Source organism: Neorhizobium sp. JUb45 (assembly GCF_004343585.1).
Taxonomy (GTDB): domain Bacteria; phylum Pseudomonadota; class Alphaproteobacteria; order Rhizobiales; family Rhizobiaceae; genus Neorhizobium.
In genome coordinates this window covers 100,463-115,898 of record NZ_SLYW01000005.1, presented here as the reverse complement: position 1 = coordinate 115,898, position 15,436 = coordinate 100,463, and the positions used below count along the sequence as shown (strand labels likewise).

Here is a 15,436-nt window from a genome sequence, read left to right as displayed (position 1 = left end):
GCGTCGGATATGGACGAATTTTGGGTGTTTGGCTACGGCTCGTTGATGTGGAATCCGGGCTTCGAGTATGAGGAGCGGCTTGCCGCGCGTGCATTCGGATATCGCAGGTCGCTCTGCGTGCGGTCCTTCGTGCATCGCGGAACGCCTGAAAATCCGGGGCTTGTGCTGGGGCTGGATCGCGGTGGCTCCTGCCGCGGCGTCGCCTTCAAGGTGCGTGGCGAGTTGCGTGAGCCGGTCATGGCCTATCTGCACGAACGCGAACTTGTGACGAAGGTTTATCTGGAGCGGATGCTGCCGCTGGTGCTTGCCGACGGGCGTCAGACTCAGGCGGTCGGTTATGTCGTGGATCGCGCCCACAAGCAGTATGCCGGCGCTCTTGGCGTCGAGGAGGCGTCACGCATCGTGCATGCCTCCGCCGGCCAGTCAGGCCCGAACGATGCCTATGTGCTCAACACGCTGACGCACCTGCGCGAGATGGGTATCCGTGACCTGTGGCTTGAAGGTGTGGGCAGCCGTGTGGAAGCGTTGCAGCGGCACGATGCCGCCGCCTTCGGCGCTCGCTGATCAGGAAACGGTCTGGGCCTGCAGTTCGGCAAGGCGCTTCACCGCAGTCGGCGGCAGCGGCAGGTTCGGATTGTCGATCGCGGTCTGCAGCAGCAGTTCGTCGCTTGCCTGTTCCAGCGTGGCGATCAGGTGGGTGAAGAATGCGTCCGGCTCCATGCCCGGCTGGATCGCCGGCAGGATGCGCACCTTGAAGTGGCCGCCATGCTTGATCAGCTTGCGGCGACCCCAGAACAGGCCCCAATGGGCAACGATCGGCACGACCGGCACCTGCATGTCGCGGTAGATGCGGGCGATGCCGTAGCGGTAGTCGGGTGTATCGCCCGGTGCGCGGCGGGTACCTTCGGGATAGATGATCAGCTGACGGCCGGCATCCATCTCCTGCTTGGTGCGCTTCATCACCTCGACCATGACCTTGCCGCGGGCGCCGCGATTGACCGGTATCATCCGCTGCTTGGCAACATACCAGCCGAACAGCGGAATCCACATCAGTTCACGTTTCAGGATATAGACGGGATCGCGCTGGTAAGGCAGGAGCGCGAATGTGTCCCAGGCCGACTGGTGTTTGGGCGCAAAAATGCAGCCGCCTTCTGGAATGTTTTCCAGTCCCTCGATCTCGAAGGTTGCGCCGGTGATCTTGGCCATCAGCCAGTTCGACGACGACGCCCATCCCCTTGGGACGAACAGGGCCTTCTTGCGGTCCAACAGAAAATAGACCGGCGAGAATATGACCATCCGGGCGATGATGTTGATGTAGAACGCCGTATTGAAGAGGATCGAACGCAAGAGCAGCATGGATGCATTTCCGGATAGTGAGGTGTGCGGTGCCTACACGATATCGGGCGGTGAGGAAAGCAGGCTTGTCGGTGCAGCACCAATCCCTGTCAGCCGGATTTGGCCTTGGGCGTTTCGTCTTCACCGTCGGTTCTCAGCCCGCTGCCCTGGTTCATGCCGGCCCAGTCGCGCAGCATGGCGGCGGCCATCTTGCCGTATTCACCCAGCATGATGCGCAGAGCATCGGGATCGGCAAACCAGGCTTTTCGCGCAAGGTCCGAGTTGATGACCGGATAGGGAATGAAATCGGTTTCGACATCGCGGCGGCGCAGTTCATGCAGGCTGCGCGGCATATGGTAATTATTGGTCACCACAACGACCGACCGATAGCCGTGATCATGGATCCAGCGGATGATCTCGTTGGCATTGCCGATCGTGTCGATTGCGTCATAACCGATGTCGACACAGCAGGAAAACAGGTCGGTTGAGACCTGTGTGGTCTTGCGGATCTGGTTGGGGGTGGCAGAGGGGTGGGCGCCTGAAATCAGAAGCCGTTTCCCGGCACCATCCCGCAGCAGGCCGACGGCCTGATCGATGCGCTGGTAACCGCCCGTCAGCACGACGATCGCATCAGCCTTCACGCCGTCCGGCGTCTTGAGCGATGTAACCTCGTTGGCAAACCAGAGAAATCCGCCGCAGAACAGGGCGATCAGCACAAGACAGGCAAAAATGACCCAGCGCCCGAACCGGCGCAGCGGACTTCGGCGTGAAAGCCAACCTCTGCGTTTCCAGCGTCCCGGCGCTGGATGAGGTTCCTGATCGTTGTTCGTCGAACCGGGTGTCATGCTCTGTCCATAGACCGAGATTCGTGGCGAGAACAGGGCTATATTTCGGAGCCGCGTCGCGGCGCTCCCGTCACGAAGCGGGCAGGCCGTCCGAGCGGGCGGGATCGGAGCGGATCAGGTCGATCTCGTCGATCGTGCGCATCACGGTGAAGCGGGCGGTGAGGGTCGTCAGAAGAGCGATGATGACGATCGTGGCGATGATGCCGAGATAACCGCCCATGCCGATCGTGAACGTTCCGAACAGCGCTGTTGCCTGATCGCTTTCCGGTGTTGCCAGCGAACGGCTCTGCCAGAAGCTGGCGATAGCGAACAGCAATGCAGCCAATGCGCCGCCGGCGGCCGAGCCTTTCAGGCTGATCTTCAAAAAGTGCTTCTGGAATTCACGGGCAACAAAACCGCTTTCGGCGCCGACGAAATGCAGAACCTCGACGATATGCCGGTTGCTGGACAATGCACCGCGTGTGGCAAAAACGACGGTGAGGATCATCGCCGTAAAAACCAGGATGAGAATGCCGCCGCCGATCATCACGGTGGTTTTTGCCATGGAAACCAGACGGTCGACCCAGGTGCGGTGGTCATCGAGAAAGGCTTGCGGAATTTCCGCATGAAGCCGGTCGCGCATGGCCTGGAAATCGGGCGGGTTGCTTTCATCTATGGTGATGATGACGAGACGTGGGACCGGCAGTTCCTTGAGGTCCAGGCCGCTGCCGAGCCAAGGTTCGAGCAGGCGCGCGGTGGCGCTGTCGTCCATGATCGTACCGTTGGTCGTGCCGACGAAGCTCAAGGCAAGGTCACGCGCCTTGGCGAGCGCGGCATTCATGTCCAGCCCGTCATCCGGCTTTATCTGGATGGTGATCTCGCGGGAAATTTGGCTTTCCCAACTGGATGCCGTGGCGCGCACCATGCTGACGCCGCCAAGCGTCAGGCAGGCGAGAAACGACATGATGGCGATCACCACCATCAGCGCATTGCCCTGAATGTTGGAGGGCGGCAGGATCGGCCCCGTTGGGCGCACCTGCATTTCCGCGCGCCGCGGCTGCTGTTCGGGCAGGTCGTCGGTGGCGGGGATCGCCCGCTTGCTCTCCGTTTTAGGCAGGCTCGATCGCCTGATGCGCTCGAACTCATTCATAGATATCGAGCCGCCCTTCGGTGAGGATCATGCGGCGCGCATCCACCTGGTCCATCAAGGCCAGATCATGGGTGGCGATGACGACGGCGGTGCCGAGCCGGTTAAGCTCCAGAAACAGGTTGAGAAGGCGGCGTGCCATTGGTGGATCGACGTTACCGGTCGGCTCGTCGGCCAACAGGATTTCCGGCTGGTCCATCAGGGCGCGGGCAATGGCAGCACGCTGCTTTTCACCACCGGAGAGGACAGCCGGCAGAACATTGATGCGTTCGCCGAGGCCGACCCATTTCAACAGTTCGATGACGTCGTTGCGATAGGAGGATTCGTCCTTGCCGCGCACGCGCAAGGGCAGGGCGACGTTCTCATAGGTGGTCAGGTGATCGAGAAGGCGAAAATCCTGATAAACGATGCCGACGCGCCGACGCAGCATCGGCATTTCGCTGCGCGGGATCTGCGACAGGTCGCGGTCGAACATGCGGATAAGGCCGCGGGTCGGCTGCAACGACAGAAAGAGCAGGCGCAGAAGCGTGGTCTTGCCGGCACCGGAGGGGCCGGTCAGGAACTGGAAAGAGCCGCTCGGGATGTCGAACGTCATGTCCCGGAGAATTTCCGGGCCCATTCCATACCGCAAACCGACATTTTCGAAATGGATCAACCGATCGTCCAGTCCATCAGGTTTTGGTTTTCCGCGTGCGTAAACGCTGGAGGTTTACAGAGCATGAATCAACCGCGGAAAGAGGCGGTTTGAGCACCGTCTTTGCGAAGCATTAACCATTTAAATTTACTTCTGGGCGGGATTCGTTTCAATGCCCCGCTTGTCCGTGGTTCTCAACTCTCGGGGATAACGGGGCGCGAGGAGGCCGGAGAAGCCATGAGCGCATTCCGTTCACGCCAAGAGAAGACGACCGATGCCTACGACATTCTGCCGCCGGCGCCAAGCCGCAGGCCGCAGGCGCAGGGCCGCAAGGCTGGCGATGAGGTCGTGGATGCCCAATTCGTGACCGTTGGTGATACGGCACATCGCCGGGTTTTCGAAGCCGCACCGCGCAACGACAATCGCCGCACCACCCGTCGCCCGGCCGCAAGTCAACGCTCAATGCCGCCGCAGGCCGGTTTCGTTGCACGCATTGTGGAGCGCGCTGAGCACGCTCTCATGCGCATGTCGGCGGATTTCTTCTCCGCCATCGTTGCGCTCGTTTTCGTGCTGGTTTTTGGCCTTTCTGGCGGATTTTCCCTGATTGGCGGCGATAGAGCCGATGCAGCCCAAAACCGCGGTCTCGGCATCACTCATGTCAACCTGACGCCGCAGGACGCCAACGGCATGCAGGCGCTGCTGATCACCGGCATCATCGAGAATGGCGATGCCAACAGCCATCCGCTGTCGCCGATCCGCGCCGAACTGGTGTCCGGCGGCAAGGTGGTGGGGCAGACGCTTATTGCACCACCAACGGCCATGATCGGTGCCCGCGAAAGCCGCGGATTTTCGGCGCGCATGGCCTATGCCGGTGGAAAAAAGCCGGAGTTGCGGCTTTCCTTCGTCGAAGGTGATGCTCCGCGCCCCTGATTGTGCTATCGGCCCCGCTTTGAAGTCGAGCCCAACTGGCCGAAGGAGATGCCAATGCCCGTGGTCCGCGGAAAAAATATCGAACCGCTCTACACTGCCGAGCAGATTGCCGAGCGCAACCACGATATCGCAGCCAGGATTGCCAAGGGTCCGACCAAGGATCTGCTGGTCATCGCCATCCTGAAGGGCTCCTTCATCTTCGCGGCCGACCTTTTGCGCGCCATGCATGATGTGGATCTTGCTCCCGAGGTCGAATTCATCACGCTGTCGAGCTACGGCACCGGCACGGTTTCGCAGGGCGTTCGCATCGTCAAGGATATCGACAGCGACGTGCATGGCCGCGACGTTCTGCTGATCGACGATATTCTCGAATCCGGCCGCACACTGAAATTCGCCAAGGAACTGCTCTTCGAACGCGGCGCCCGCAACGTCACCATCGCCGTGCTGCTCGACAAGCGCGTCAAGCGCAAGGAAGACCTCCAGGCGGACTATGTCGGTTTCGAATGCCCGGATTATTTCGTGGTCGGTTATGGCATGGACGTGGCCTACGCGTTCCGCGAACTGCCATTCGTCGGTGTCGTCACCGGGGATGCTGAAACGCAAGCGTGACGGCCGCATAAGCTGACACAGTGACACGGCCTGTTAACCACGTTCCTTCCCCATGTGCCCGATGTTTACTCCTTGCAAAGGAAAGACTGGTCATTTGGGTCCCGAATTGAAGCACGGGAGTTATATGGACATGGCCAAGATCCTGATCACCGAGGATGAGGATTCGCTACGTCGTTTCGTGGCTCGTGCGCTGCGACTGGACGGTCACGAAACCTGCGAAGCGGCCGATGGCGCCGAAGGGCTTGCCCTTCTCGATGAAGGTCCGTTCGACCTTCTCCTTTCCGACATCCGCATGCCGGTGATGGATGGCATCGAGCTGGCGCATCAGGCATCTGCAAAATTTCCGGATCTGCGCATCCTGCTGATGACCGGTTATGCCGAACAGCGCGAGCGTGCCGACGACCTGATGACCAAGGTGATCGACGTGGTCGACAAGCCTTTTGCCCTGCCGGATATCCGCAAGGCCGTGGCACAGGCACTCGCAGTCTCTCGCGAGACAAAGGCGGCCTGAACCCTTTCAGGGTAACCGAATAACAAAAGGCCTGGAGGCAACAAGCTTCCAGGCCTTTGTCGTTCTGCGTGGTTTTCTTTGCGCTCAGCGCATTTCCAGCAGGCGTTCAAGGTAACGGCGCTCGGCCTCGCCCGACAGTGCGCCGCCCAGCTTCTCGCGGATCGCTTCCAGAATTTCACGCGCTCGCTGCACGTCGATTTCGTCCGGCACCTTCACCTGATCGCCGAATTCCGGGCCGGAACTGGAGCGCAGGCGGCCGAGCGGGTCACGGCCGTTCTGGCCGCCCTGATTGGCCATGCCTTCCCCTTCGCCCTGACCCTGGCCCGGCTGCTGGCCCTGACCCTGCATGGCCTGCATCATTTGCTGCATCATGCTCTGGGCGCCCTGACGCAGTGCGTTGAGGGCATTGCCCTGACCTTCGACGGCCTGTTCGCCCTGGCCCTGTCCGAGCGCCTGACCGGCATTGCCCATTTCTCGTTCGGCCTGACCGAAGCCGGGGCCGGGATCCATGCCGAGTTCCTTCAGGCCCTTCTGCAATTCGCCGAGCTGCTTGCCGAGACCTTCCTGCTGGGCACGCAGGTTTTTCAGCGCCTCGCGCAGCTGTTCTGCGGTCATCTGGTCGGTGGATTGCTGCCCCTGTTGACCTTGCTGGCCAGGCTGCTGGCCGCCCTGCTGGTTCTGTCCTTGCTGCTGACCTTGCTGATTTTGGCCCTGCTGGTTTTGTCCCTGTTGGTTCTGGCCCTGTTCATAAGGGTTTTCGCCCTGCTGTTCCGGGTCGCCGCGCTGCAGGCGGTCGCGCAGGGCCTGATCGAGTTTAAAGGTCTCGTCCATCAGGCGCTGCTGCTGCTGCATGATCTCGCCGAGCTTGTCGATCTGCTGGCGCATCTGGCTGTTCTGCTGCTGGCCCTGTTGACCCTGCTGGCCGCGCTGCGGGCGACCGGCCTGCATGTTGTTCATCATCCGCTGCAATTGCTGCAGCATCTGCTGGGCGGCATCGCGGTTGCCGGACCGCGCCAGATTTTCGATCTGGTCCATCATGTTCTGCAGGTCGCGCTGGCGGATGACGTTCTGGGCCTGCATGTTCTGTTGGCCCTGCGGTGCATTCTGCATGCGCTGCGCAAGCTCGTTCATGAACTGCTGCATCGCTTCGCGCAGTTCCTGCGTCAGCTTGGCGATTTCCTCGTCGGAAGCGCCCTTTTCGATGGCGTCGGACAGGTTCTGCTGCGCATCACGCAGACGTTTTTCCGCAGCCGACAGATCACCGTCCTCGATGCCGAGGGCGATTTCCCAGAGATATTCGGCGGTCTGTTTCAGCTGTTCCTCGCCACGCGCCAGTTTCATGCGGCCGTGTGCCGACTGGATCAGCAGAAAGTGGCTGAGGTTCGGAATGGTCTCGTCCGGACGGATGGTCAGTGCCTCGTTGAGCGCGATGGCCTTGGGCATCTGGCGGGTGTCGAGCGCAAACACCTGACGTTCTTCGGCAACGGCCGCCGCCAGCGGTTCGGTGAAATTGCGCGATGGCAGGACCATTTCCAGAGACGGGCTGCGACCTTCCTGCCCGGCGCCATCGGTGGCGACCAGCGTGATGCGCACGCGTTTGCCGGCGAGCGGGTGTTCGGTCAGGTTGCGGCTGGAAAGCCCCTTGGCCTCGCGATTGTTTTGACGCGGGATGTCCAGCTTGTAGTCGGGCAGCGGATAAAGCGGTTTTGCCTTGTCGTCGGTTTTTTCAACCGGCTCGATCAGCGCATGTGCCCTGGTGATCCCGTAATCGTCCTTGGCGCGGAAACCGATTTCCAACGCACCATTAACGGCGCGGCGCGGCTGGTTGTCGAAGGCGATTTCCGGTGCCTTGTCGGGTATGACGTCGAACATCCATTGCTGGCCGTTGACGCTGAGATCGCCGCTTTCACCAACACGCATCGCATAGGTGCGCGGCGCTAACGGTTTTTCGCTGTCAACGGAGGCGGTGGTCGGCGCTGCGGGCGCCGGTGCTGGAGCACCCGTAGCGGCTGGATCCTGCGGCTTCTGTTCGTTGGCTGTCAGAACGCGCGCCTCGCCACCCTCGAGCGGCGAGAAACGAACCGTTTCCTCGCCTTCGCCGCCGGTGACGCGGACGGTCAATTCCGAGTTTTCCGGAATTTCCACGGCCTGTGCGCCGGTCGATTGGCGACCCGTCAGAAATACGGGTGCCTTGCCGGTATAGCCCGGCGGTGTCAGCCAGGCATCGATGCGCAGATCGGGATTGATGCGGGCTGCGGGTGCGGAGGGTTGCAACGCATCGGTGGTCGAGCCGCCGCCATTGGAAAACGAATACCCGAAGGCTGCGACAAGGAGCAGCGCCGGCAGCGCGCGCAGGCCGTAACGGTCGTAATTGGCAATGCCGGGACGAGGCAGGCCTGCATCCAGCGCTGCGATACGCTCGGCCATGCGCGTCTGGTGCTCGCGCCAGAGCGCGCGCGAAAACGGCGTCTCGAAGGCCGGCTCGTCATCCTGCACGCTCACCGGCTGGTGGGGGAGGTTGTTGCGGTCTTCCAGCAGGCGGTCTGCATCGGCGGAACCCGGCAGGCGCAAACGTGCCAGCGGCAGCAGCGAGGCGAGGAAAGCGAAGGTGAAGAGAAAGTTCAGCGTCCAGCGCAGCCAATCCGGCGAAATGCGCATGAGGCCGAACCACGAGACGGCCAGAAACAGCGCGACGACGCAGAGCGGTGCCAGCGACAGCGGCAGCAGCCGCTCGAAAAACAGGACGAGGCGGGCGACACCACGCTTCAGCGCAACACGACGTGCCAGATCGGGCTTCAGCGCAAAGGCGCCTTTGGCAGAGCTGTTTCCGGTCTTGTCGCCCGTGTTTTCTGTTCTCATGCGGTCCGTCTCCGTCGTCGTGGCGGCGCAAATCGGTGGCGCGGGCGCTTGGAAAGCGCGATCCCTGAAAGCGCAAGGATAGCAATCTTTGTGGCGAAGACGAGGGGGCAGGGGCATATGCCCCCGCATTTTGCGCTATATCGCTCAATCGTGAACAGGCGTCACGCCAGTATCAGCGTGATACCATGTTGATATCCGGCCAGTATCAGGCCAGCCAGTCCGGGACGGAATCGAGCGCGATCAGCTCTTCATAGGTGCCGCGCGGACGGATGACGTGGAACGTGTCACCCTTGACCAGCACTTCGGGAACCAGAAGGCGGGTGTTGTAGGTGCCGGCCTGCACGGCGCCATAGGCACCGGCGGAGGAGACGGCGAACAGGTCGCCCGGCTTGGGCACAGCCATGTCGCGGTCGAGCGCCAGATAGTCGCCGGTCTCGCAGACCGGGCCGACAACGTCGGCCTTCACATGCACGGCATCCTTTTCCGGCAGCACGACGGGGCGCAGGCCGTGATAGGCCTCGTACAGCGTCGGGCGGATGAGGTCGTTCATGGCGCCATCGACGATGACAAAGGTCTTTTCGCCGGCATCCTTCACGTAGAGCACTTCGGTGACCAGAATGCCGGCATTGCCGACGATCAGGCGACCGGGTTCGGTGACGACGCGGCAATTGAGGCTTTTCAGCTCCTCGGTGACGATTTCCGCGTAAGCCGTCGGTTCCGGCGGCGGATTGTTGTCTTCGTGGTAGGGAACGCCAAGGCCGCCGCCGACGTCCACATGCGTGATGGCGTGGCCGTCACCGCGCAGCGTATCGACCAGCTCGCGCATCAGCTTGAAGGCGTCGCGGAAGGGCTGCAGCTCGGTGATCTGGCTGCCGATATGCATGTCGATGCCGGACACCTGGATGCCGGGCAGGGTTGCGGCATGCGCGTAGACCTCGCGGGCGCGCTTGTAGGAAATGCCGAACTTGTTTTCCTTCTTGCCCGTCGAAATCTTTGCATGCGTGCGGGCATCGACGTCAGGGTTGATGCGGAAGGAGACGTGTGCCTTTTTGCCAGCCTTGACGGCGCGCAGGTTCAGCACTTCCAGTTCCGGTTCGCTCTCGACGTTGAAGCAATAGATGCCGGCTTCGAGCGCGAAATCCATTTCGGCGACCGTCTTGCCGACGCCGGAAAACACGATGCGTTCGGCCGGAATGCCGGCGGCCAGCGCGCGGCGCAGCTCACCACCCGAGACGACGTCAGCGCCCGCACCGAGGCGCGCAAGCGTTTTCAGTACGGCCTGGTTGGAATTGGCCTTCATGGCGTAGCACACCATGGCGTCGAGGCCATCGAATGCCTTGGCGAAAACCTTGTAATGCCGCTCCAGCGTCGCGGTCGAATAGATATAGAACGGGGTGCCGACCGCCTTGGCGATTTCGGGAACAGCCACGTTTTCGGCGTGAAGCACGCCGTCGATATATTGAAAATGGTTCACGGATCAGCCCGGATTAGAGCAGCTTGTCGAGGATGAAAGGCTTTTCGGGAGCCTGTTCCTTCGGCGCTTTGGCGTCTTTACGCTTGTTCTGCATGTCGATCGGCGTGCTCGGTTTGTCGAGATCGCCCTTGCGACCGCAACCGGTAAGGACAAGGCCGGCAACGGCAGCGATAACCGCAACGCGGCCAGCATGACGCCCCAAATTCAGCAGCGATTTCGACATTCCCGTTCCCTTAAATCAGCATGGCGGACGACGATGTCATAGAGGGTTTCGTCGTCCTTGTGCAGTCACATTCGCGAAGTCGGGCGGCTTGCCCGGCTGTTGTTGCTTATCAGTTGCGCGCGCGCCACCAGGCGATCTGCTTGCGTACCTCTGCAGGCGCGGTGCCGCCGAAACTTGTGCGGCTGGCAACGGAGGCGTCGACGGAGAGGACGTTGAAGACGCTCTCGGTGATTGCCGGATTGATGTCCTGCAGTTCTTCCAGCGACAGTTCCGACAGATCGCAGTTCTTGCTTTCCGCCAGCGCCACGGCGCGGCCGGTCACATGATGGGCTTCGCGGAAAGGCAGGTTCACTTCGCGCACCAGCCAGTCGGCGAGATCGGTGGCGGTGGAATAACCGGCGCCTGCGGCCTGGCGCATGCGGTCGGTGCGGATGGTCATGTCGCGCATCATGCCGGTCATGGCGGCGATCGCCAGTTCCAGGTTTTCGGCGGCGTCAAACACCTGTTCCTTGTCTTCCTGCATGTCCTTGGAATAGGCGAGCGGCAGGCCCTTCATGATGGTCAGGAGTGCGACCAGAGAACCGTTGATACGACCGGTCTTGGCGCGCACCAGTTCTGCGGCATCCGGGTTCTTTTTCTGCGGCATGATCGACGAGCCGGTGGAAAATGCGTCCGACAGGCGCACGAAACCGAATTGCGGCGTCGACCAGATGACGATTTCTTCGGCGAGACGCGACAGGTGCATGGCGCAGATGGCCGCAACCGACAGGAATTCCAGCGCGAAATCGCGGTCGGAGACGGTGTCGATCGAGTTGCGGGTCGGTTCGCGGAAGCCCAGCGCCTTGGCGGTCATGTGGCGGTCGATCGGGTAAGGCGTGCCGGCAAGGGCGGCGGCGCCGATCGGGCTTTCGTCGAGATGGTCGATGGCGTGGCGCACGCGGGCGCGGTCACGGCCGAACATTTCGACGTATGCCATGCAGTGATGGCCAAACGTGACCGGCTGGGCGGCTTGCAAATGGGTGAAGCCCGGCATGACGGTATCGGCATGCTCTTCGGCGCGGTCGAGGAAGGCGGCGATCAGGGCGGTCAGCATCGCCTCGGTCTTGGCCAGTTCTTCCTTCACCCAAAGGCGGAAATCGAGGGCCACCTGATCGTTACGCGAACGGGCGGTGTGCAGGCGGCCGGCGGCGGGACCGATCAGGTCGGCCAGCTTCGCCTCGATATTCATGTGGATGTCCTCGAGCTTGCGCGAGAACTGGAACGAGCCTTGCTCGATCTCTGACATGATCGTGTTCAGGCCGGTGATGATCTTGTCTTTATCTTCGCCAGAAATGATGCCTTTTTCCGCAAGCATGGTCGCATGCGCGATCGAGCCGCGAATATCCTGGGCGTAGAGCTTCTTGTCGAAACCGATGGAGGCATTTATCTCCTCCATGATAGCATCCGGCCCGGAAGCGAAACGCCCGCCCCACATCTGGTTGGAGGATACTGCGTCCTTCGTGCCGTCAGCCATGATGCCCGTCCTGGAGTAATTATGACAGAGAAACGACCCTTTGGCCTTCCGTCTGCCAGACTGATAATGATTGCCGCCGTCGCCGGGATACTGGCGGGGGCCGTCGCGGTATACGTGACGAACATGGGGTCTGGCAATGCCACCGAGGTTGCCGGCGGCGCCTGCGAGGGTGCAATCAAGCGGGTGGCGACGGTCAAGGAACTGTCGAAGGGCGAAGTGGCAGCCATGAGCGGCGTCGATCGCCCGCGTCCGATCAGCAATCTCGTCTTCAAGGATGCGGCGAAAGGCGAGGGCGCACCTGACCTGACCATGGCCGATTTCGCCGGCAAGACGGTGCTGCTCAATCTCTGGGCGACATGGTGCGTGCCCTGTCGCGAAGAGATGCCGGCGCTGAATACACTCGAAAAGGAGATGGGCGGCAAAGACTTTGAAGTCGTCGCCATCAATATCGATACCGGCAGCGACGAGAAGCCGAAAAACTTTCTGACCGATACCGGCGTCGATGCGCTCGGTTTCTACCGTGACAGTTCGATGGGCGTGTTCAACGCGCTGAAAAAGGAAGGTTTGGCTTTTGGCCTGCCGGTTTCGCTGCTGTTCGATGACAAGGGCTGTCTGATCGGTTCGATGAACGGACCGGCCGAATGGGCGAGCGACGACGCCAAGAAGCTGGTGAATGGCGTCAAGGCGCCGATCTGACGCACCCTGAGCTTGTCATTTATTCGCCTGCCTCCTGCCGGTTCTGTATGGATGACGTCTGGCAATCGTAGTGATATGCTTCCGGAGTGCCGCCGGAGCTTAGTCATGACGCTGCAAATCCGAGATGAACGTGCCCGTGAGCTTGCCGAAACACTTGCGCAGAAACGCAATATTTCGATGACGGCTGCCGTGATCCAGGCGCTGGAAGAGGAATTGCGGCGCGAAAACGCCACCGTGCCGCTTTCGAAGCGGGCAGCGGCTATTGCTCGTGACTTGAAAGCGCAGGCTGGCCCGAAGGGTCGCAGCCTCAGCAAGCAGGAGGTCGACGATCTCTGGAGCCAGCCCTGATGTTCATCGACACATCGGTTATCGTTGCCATTCTTGCCGATGAAACCGATGCTGCAGATTATGCGCAGCGTATCGAACAGGCGCCGAGCTGCCTGACCTCCGGCCTTGTCATCCTCGAAGCGTCCATGCGCCTCGCAACAATGCTCGATATTCATCCGATCATCGTCGAAGAGCGCGTTCGTTTGCTGCTGACCGAAGCCGGTATTTCCATAATGCCGATCGACGCCGCGATTGCCACCATCGCCGTCGAAGGGTTTGCCCGCTATGGCAAGGGGCGCGGCCATCCGGCGCAGCTCAATCTGGCCGATTGCATGTCCTATGCATGCGCCAAGTCAGCTGGCGGCCGGCTTTTGTTCAAGGGTAATGATTTCTCGCATACCGACATCGTTGCCGGTTAACGCACTACCGCGTCGGAACCGGCACTTCGCCACGATAATCGTAAAAACCGCGGCCGGATTTGCGGCCGAGCCAGCCGGCTTCGACATATTTCACCAGAAGCGGGCAGGGGCGGTATTTGCTGTCGGCCAAACCGTCATGCAGCACCTGCATGATCGACAGGCAGGTGTCGAGGCCGATGAAATCGGCAAGCTGCAGCGGGCCCATCGGGTGGTTGGCGCCGAGCTTCATGGCAGTGTCGATCGCCTCGACCGAGCCGACGCCTTCATAGAGCGTGTAGATTGCCTCGTTGATCATCGGCAGCAGGATGCGGTTGACGATGAAGGCCGGAAAATCCTCGGCGACGGTGAAGGTCTTGTCGAGCGTGGTGACGTATTCCTTGGCGGCGTTGAAGGTCTTTTCTTCCGTGGCGATACCACGCACCAGTTCCACTAGCTTCATCACCGGCACGGGGTTCATGAAGTGGATGCCCATGAAGCGTTCCGGACGGTCGGTCGCAGAGGCAAGGCGGGTGATCGACAGCGAAGACGTGTTGGTCGCGAGAATGGCTTCGGGGCGCAGGACGGGACAAACGGTGGCAAAAATCTTGCGCTTGACGGTTTCGTCTTCGGTGGCGGCTTCGACGACGAGATCCATCGAGGCGAGGTCGTTGACGTCGGTGGAGCCGCTGATGCGCGAAAGGGCGGCCTTGCGCTCTTCTTCCGTCAGCTTGCCGGCGCCGACCTGACGCGCAAGCGTGCCGTTGATAGTCGCAAGGGCTGCCTCAATGCGGTCCTGCTCCAGATCGTAGATCTGGATCTTGTAACCGGCGATGGAGGAAACATGTGCGATGCCGCAGCCCATCTGGCCTGCACCGATGATGCCGATGTTCTTGATGGCGGTGGACATGTTCGCTCCTGCGTCTTTTCCGGTTCAATAAAAATGCCGAACCCTTGTCAGGGTCCGGCAGATTGTTAGCCATGCGGGTGGTATTTAGCCAGCCCCTTTTGATGCACGCGGTTAAAGCGCCTTTTCCAGCTGCGGCAGGATCTCGAAGAGATCGCCGACAAGGCCGTAATCGGCGACCTGGAAGATCGGCGCTTCCTCATCCTTGTTGATGGCGACGATGACCTTGGAATCCTTCATGCCGGCGAGATGCTGGATGGCGCCGGAAATGCCGACCGCGATGTAAAGCTGCGGTGCGACGACCTTGCCGGTCTGGCCGACCTGCCAGTCGTTGGGGGCATAACCGGCATCGACGGCAGCGCGCGATGCACCGACGGCAGCGCCGAGCTTGTCGGCTACCGGCAGGATGACTTCCTGGAATTTTTCCGAGGAACCAAGCGCGCGACCACCCGAAATGATCACCTTGGCCGAGGTCAGTTCTGGACGTTCGGACGCCGCCAGAGCATCGGAGACGAAGCTGGAGAGACCGGAATTGCCGGCGCCGCTCACGTTTTCGACCGATGCCGAACCGCCTTCAGCCGTTGCCGCAAAGGATGCGGTGCGCACGGTGATGACCTTTTTCGCATCAGCCGACTGGACCGTCTGGATGGCGTTGCCTGCATAGATCGGGCGCTTGAACGTATCGGCCGAGACGACCTCGACGATTTCCGAGATCTGAGCGACGTCAAGCAGGGCTGCGACGCGCGGCAGGACGTTCTTTACCGAAACCGAAGCAGGTCCGAGGATCACGTCATAGGCGGGGGCCAGCGACACGATCAGATCGGCCAGCGGCTCGGCGAGATTGTTGGCGTAGGCCGCATCGTCAGCCAGCAGAACTTTTGCGGCGCCCGAAAGCTTTGCAGCCGCATCGGCGGCAGCCTTGGCGCTGGAACCGGCGACTAGTACGTGAACTTCGGCGCCGATCTGGCTTGCTGCGGTCAGTGCCTTGGCGGTCTGGTCGTTGAGGCTGGCATTGTCGTGTTCGGCGAGAAGAAGAATGGTCATTGTTTCTA

General features: G+C 61.2%; 17 protein-coding genes. 7 read left to right on the top strand and 10 right to left on the bottom strand.

Annotated elements, in window-relative coordinates; all coding sequences use genetic code 11:
• Nucleotides 1-9: 9 nt before the first annotated feature.
• Entirely contained in the window at nucleotides 10-564 is a 555-nt protein-coding gene (locus EDF70_RS19870; protein WP_132277123.1) for a gamma-glutamylcyclotransferase, read from the top strand.
• Here the strand turns inward: EDF70_RS19870 and EDF70_RS19865 are convergent, their stop codons facing one another.
• From EDF70_RS19865 to ftsE, 4 genes are all read right to left on the bottom strand, one after another.
• Nucleotides 565-1,356, bottom strand: coding sequence for a lysophospholipid acyltransferase family protein (locus EDF70_RS19865; protein ID WP_132277121.1), 792 nt, complete (start codon nucleotides 1,354-1,356; stop codon nucleotides 565-567). It lies immediately after the preceding gene.
• An 89-nt stretch (nucleotides 1,357-1,445) separates the two neighbouring features.
• Nucleotides 1,446-2,180, bottom strand: a complete 735-nt coding sequence (locus EDF70_RS19860; protein ID WP_132277119.1) for a YdcF family protein — start codon at nucleotides 2,178-2,180, stop codon at nucleotides 1,446-1,448.
• Between the two features lie 70 nt (nucleotides 2,181-2,250).
• A complete protein-coding gene (locus EDF70_RS19855; RefSeq protein WP_165932084.1) occupies nucleotides 2,251-3,201 on the bottom strand; it encodes an ABC transporter permease in 951 nt (316 codons plus the stop codon).
• A gap of 100 nt (nucleotides 3,202-3,301) precedes the next feature.
• Entirely contained in the window at nucleotides 3,302-3,961 is a 660-nt protein-coding gene (gene ftsE / locus EDF70_RS19850; RefSeq protein WP_132277117.1) for a cell division ATP-binding protein FtsE, read from the bottom strand.
• A gap of 216 nt (nucleotides 3,962-4,177) precedes the next feature.
• Here ftsE and EDF70_RS19845 point away from each other — a divergent pair, with 216 nt between their 5' ends.
• From EDF70_RS19845 to EDF70_RS19835, 3 genes are all read left to right on the top strand, one after another.
• Nucleotides 4,178-4,870 (top strand): hypothetical protein, encoded by a 693-nt coding sequence (locus tag EDF70_RS19845; protein WP_132277115.1) that lies wholly within the window; start codon nucleotides 4,178-4,180, stop codon nucleotides 4,868-4,870.
• A gap of 54 nt (nucleotides 4,871-4,924) precedes the next feature.
• On the top strand, nucleotides 4,925-5,479 hold the full coding sequence (gene hpt, locus EDF70_RS19840) for a hypoxanthine phosphoribosyltransferase (RefSeq protein WP_132277113.1): 555 nt from the start codon (nucleotides 4,925-4,927) through the stop codon (nucleotides 5,477-5,479).
• A 130-nt stretch (nucleotides 5,480-5,609) separates the two neighbouring features.
• On the top strand, nucleotides 5,610-5,990 hold the full coding sequence (locus EDF70_RS19835; protein ID WP_132277111.1) for a response regulator: 381 nt from the start codon (nucleotides 5,610-5,612) through the stop codon (nucleotides 5,988-5,990).
• Between the two features lie 84 nt (nucleotides 5,991-6,074).
• Here EDF70_RS19835 and EDF70_RS19830 read toward each other — a convergent pair whose 3' ends face one another.
• From EDF70_RS19830 to argH, 4 genes are all read right to left on the bottom strand, one after another.
• The gene (locus tag EDF70_RS19830; RefSeq protein WP_132277109.1) at nucleotides 6,075-8,849 is read right to left on the bottom strand and encodes a TIGR02302 family protein; all 2,775 of its coding nucleotides are present in this window, start codon (nucleotides 8,847-8,849) and stop codon (nucleotides 6,075-6,077) included.
• A 205-nt stretch (nucleotides 8,850-9,054) separates the two neighbouring features.
• Entirely contained in the window at nucleotides 9,055-10,323 is a 1,269-nt protein-coding gene (gene lysA, locus EDF70_RS19825) for a diaminopimelate decarboxylase (protein ID WP_132277107.1), read from the bottom strand.
• 13 nt (nucleotides 10,324-10,336) lie between these two features.
• Nucleotides 10,337-10,546 carry a lipoprotein gene (locus EDF70_RS19820; RefSeq protein ID WP_245519253.1) on the bottom strand — a complete coding sequence of 70 codons (210 nt, stop codon included), beginning with the start codon at nucleotides 10,544-10,546 and terminating at the stop codon, nucleotides 10,337-10,339.
• 109 nt (nucleotides 10,547-10,655) lie between these two features.
• Entirely contained in the window at nucleotides 10,656-12,059 is a 1,404-nt protein-coding gene (argH, locus tag EDF70_RS19815; protein ID WP_132277105.1) for an argininosuccinate lyase, read from the bottom strand.
• 21 nt (nucleotides 12,060-12,080) lie between these two features.
• Between argH and EDF70_RS19810 the strand changes: the two genes are divergently transcribed.
• From EDF70_RS19810 to EDF70_RS19800, 3 genes are all read left to right on the top strand, one after another.
• Nucleotides 12,081-12,755 (top strand): TlpA disulfide reductase family protein, encoded by a 675-nt coding sequence (locus EDF70_RS19810; protein WP_132277103.1) that lies wholly within the window; start codon nucleotides 12,081-12,083, stop codon nucleotides 12,753-12,755.
• Nucleotides 12,756-12,860: 105 nt separating this feature from the next.
• Nucleotides 12,861-13,103 (top strand): type II toxin-antitoxin system VapB family antitoxin, encoded by a 243-nt coding sequence (locus EDF70_RS19805; RefSeq protein WP_132277101.1) that lies wholly within the window; start codon nucleotides 12,861-12,863, stop codon nucleotides 13,101-13,103.
• The gene (locus EDF70_RS19800) at nucleotides 13,103-13,501 is read left to right on the top strand and encodes a type II toxin-antitoxin system VapC family toxin (RefSeq protein WP_132277099.1); all 399 of its coding nucleotides are present in this window, start codon (nucleotides 13,103-13,105) and stop codon (nucleotides 13,499-13,501) included. The genes EDF70_RS19805 and EDF70_RS19800 overlap by 1 nt, the downstream gene beginning before the upstream one ends.
• Nucleotides 13,502-13,505: 4 nt before the next feature.
• Here the strand turns inward: EDF70_RS19800 and EDF70_RS19795 are convergent, their stop codons facing one another.
• Together EDF70_RS19795 and EDF70_RS19790 are read right to left on the bottom strand one after the other, a co-directional pair.
• Entirely contained in the window at nucleotides 13,506-14,387 is an 882-nt protein-coding gene (locus EDF70_RS19795) for a 3-hydroxybutyryl-CoA dehydrogenase (RefSeq protein WP_132277097.1), read from the bottom strand.
• Between the two features lie 111 nt (nucleotides 14,388-14,498).
• Nucleotides 14,499-15,428, bottom strand: coding sequence for an electron transfer flavoprotein subunit alpha/FixB family protein (locus EDF70_RS19790; protein ID WP_132277095.1), 930 nt, complete (start codon nucleotides 15,426-15,428; stop codon nucleotides 14,499-14,501).
• Nucleotides 15,429-15,436 lie beyond the last annotated feature (8 nt).

Excerpts from the sequence above, each read along its gene's own strand:
- EDF70_RS19870 (WP_132277123.1), top strand. The coding sequence starts at position 10 with ATGGACGAATTTTGGGTGTTTGGCTACGGCTCGTTGATGTGGAATCCG.
- EDF70_RS19865 (WP_132277121.1), bottom strand. The coding sequence starts at position 1,356 with ATGCTGCTCTTGCGTTCGATCCTCTTCAATACGGCGTTCTACATCAAC.
- EDF70_RS19860 (WP_132277119.1), bottom strand. The coding sequence starts at position 2,180 with ATGACACCCGGTTCGACGAACAACGATCAGGAACCTCATCCAGCGCCG.
- EDF70_RS19855 (WP_165932084.1), bottom strand. The coding sequence starts at position 3,201 with ATGCAGGTGCGCCCAACGGGGCCGATCCTGCCGCCCTCCAACATTCAG.
- EDF70_RS19845 (WP_132277115.1), top strand. The coding sequence starts at position 4,178 with ATGAGCGCATTCCGTTCACGCCAAGAGAAGACGACCGATGCCTACGAC.
- hpt (WP_132277113.1), top strand. The coding sequence starts at position 4,925 with ATGCCCGTGGTCCGCGGAAAAAATATCGAACCGCTCTACACTGCCGAG.
- EDF70_RS19835 (WP_132277111.1), top strand. The coding sequence starts at position 5,610 with ATGGCCAAGATCCTGATCACCGAGGATGAGGATTCGCTACGTCGTTTC.
- EDF70_RS19830 (WP_132277109.1), bottom strand. The coding sequence starts at position 8,849 with ATGAGAACAGAAAACACGGGCGACAAGACCGGAAACAGCTCTGCCAAA.
- EDF70_RS19820 (WP_245519253.1), bottom strand. The coding sequence starts at position 10,546 with ATGTCGAAATCGCTGCTGAATTTGGGGCGTCATGCTGGCCGCGTTGCG.
- argH (WP_132277105.1), bottom strand. The coding sequence starts at position 12,059 with ATGGCTGACGGCACGAAGGACGCAGTATCCTCCAACCAGATGTGGGGC.
- EDF70_RS19810 (WP_132277103.1), top strand. The coding sequence starts at position 12,081 with ATGACAGAGAAACGACCCTTTGGCCTTCCGTCTGCCAGACTGATAATG.
- EDF70_RS19805 (WP_132277101.1), top strand. The coding sequence starts at position 12,861 with ATGACGCTGCAAATCCGAGATGAACGTGCCCGTGAGCTTGCCGAAACA.
- EDF70_RS19800 (WP_132277099.1), top strand. The coding sequence starts at position 13,103 with ATGTTCATCGACACATCGGTTATCGTTGCCATTCTTGCCGATGAAACC.
- EDF70_RS19795 (WP_132277097.1), bottom strand. The coding sequence starts at position 14,387 with ATGTCCACCGCCATCAAGAACATCGGCATCATCGGTGCAGGCCAGATG.
- EDF70_RS19790 (WP_132277095.1), bottom strand. The coding sequence starts at position 15,428 with ATGACCATTCTTCTTCTCGCCGAACACGACAATGCCAGCCTCAACGAC.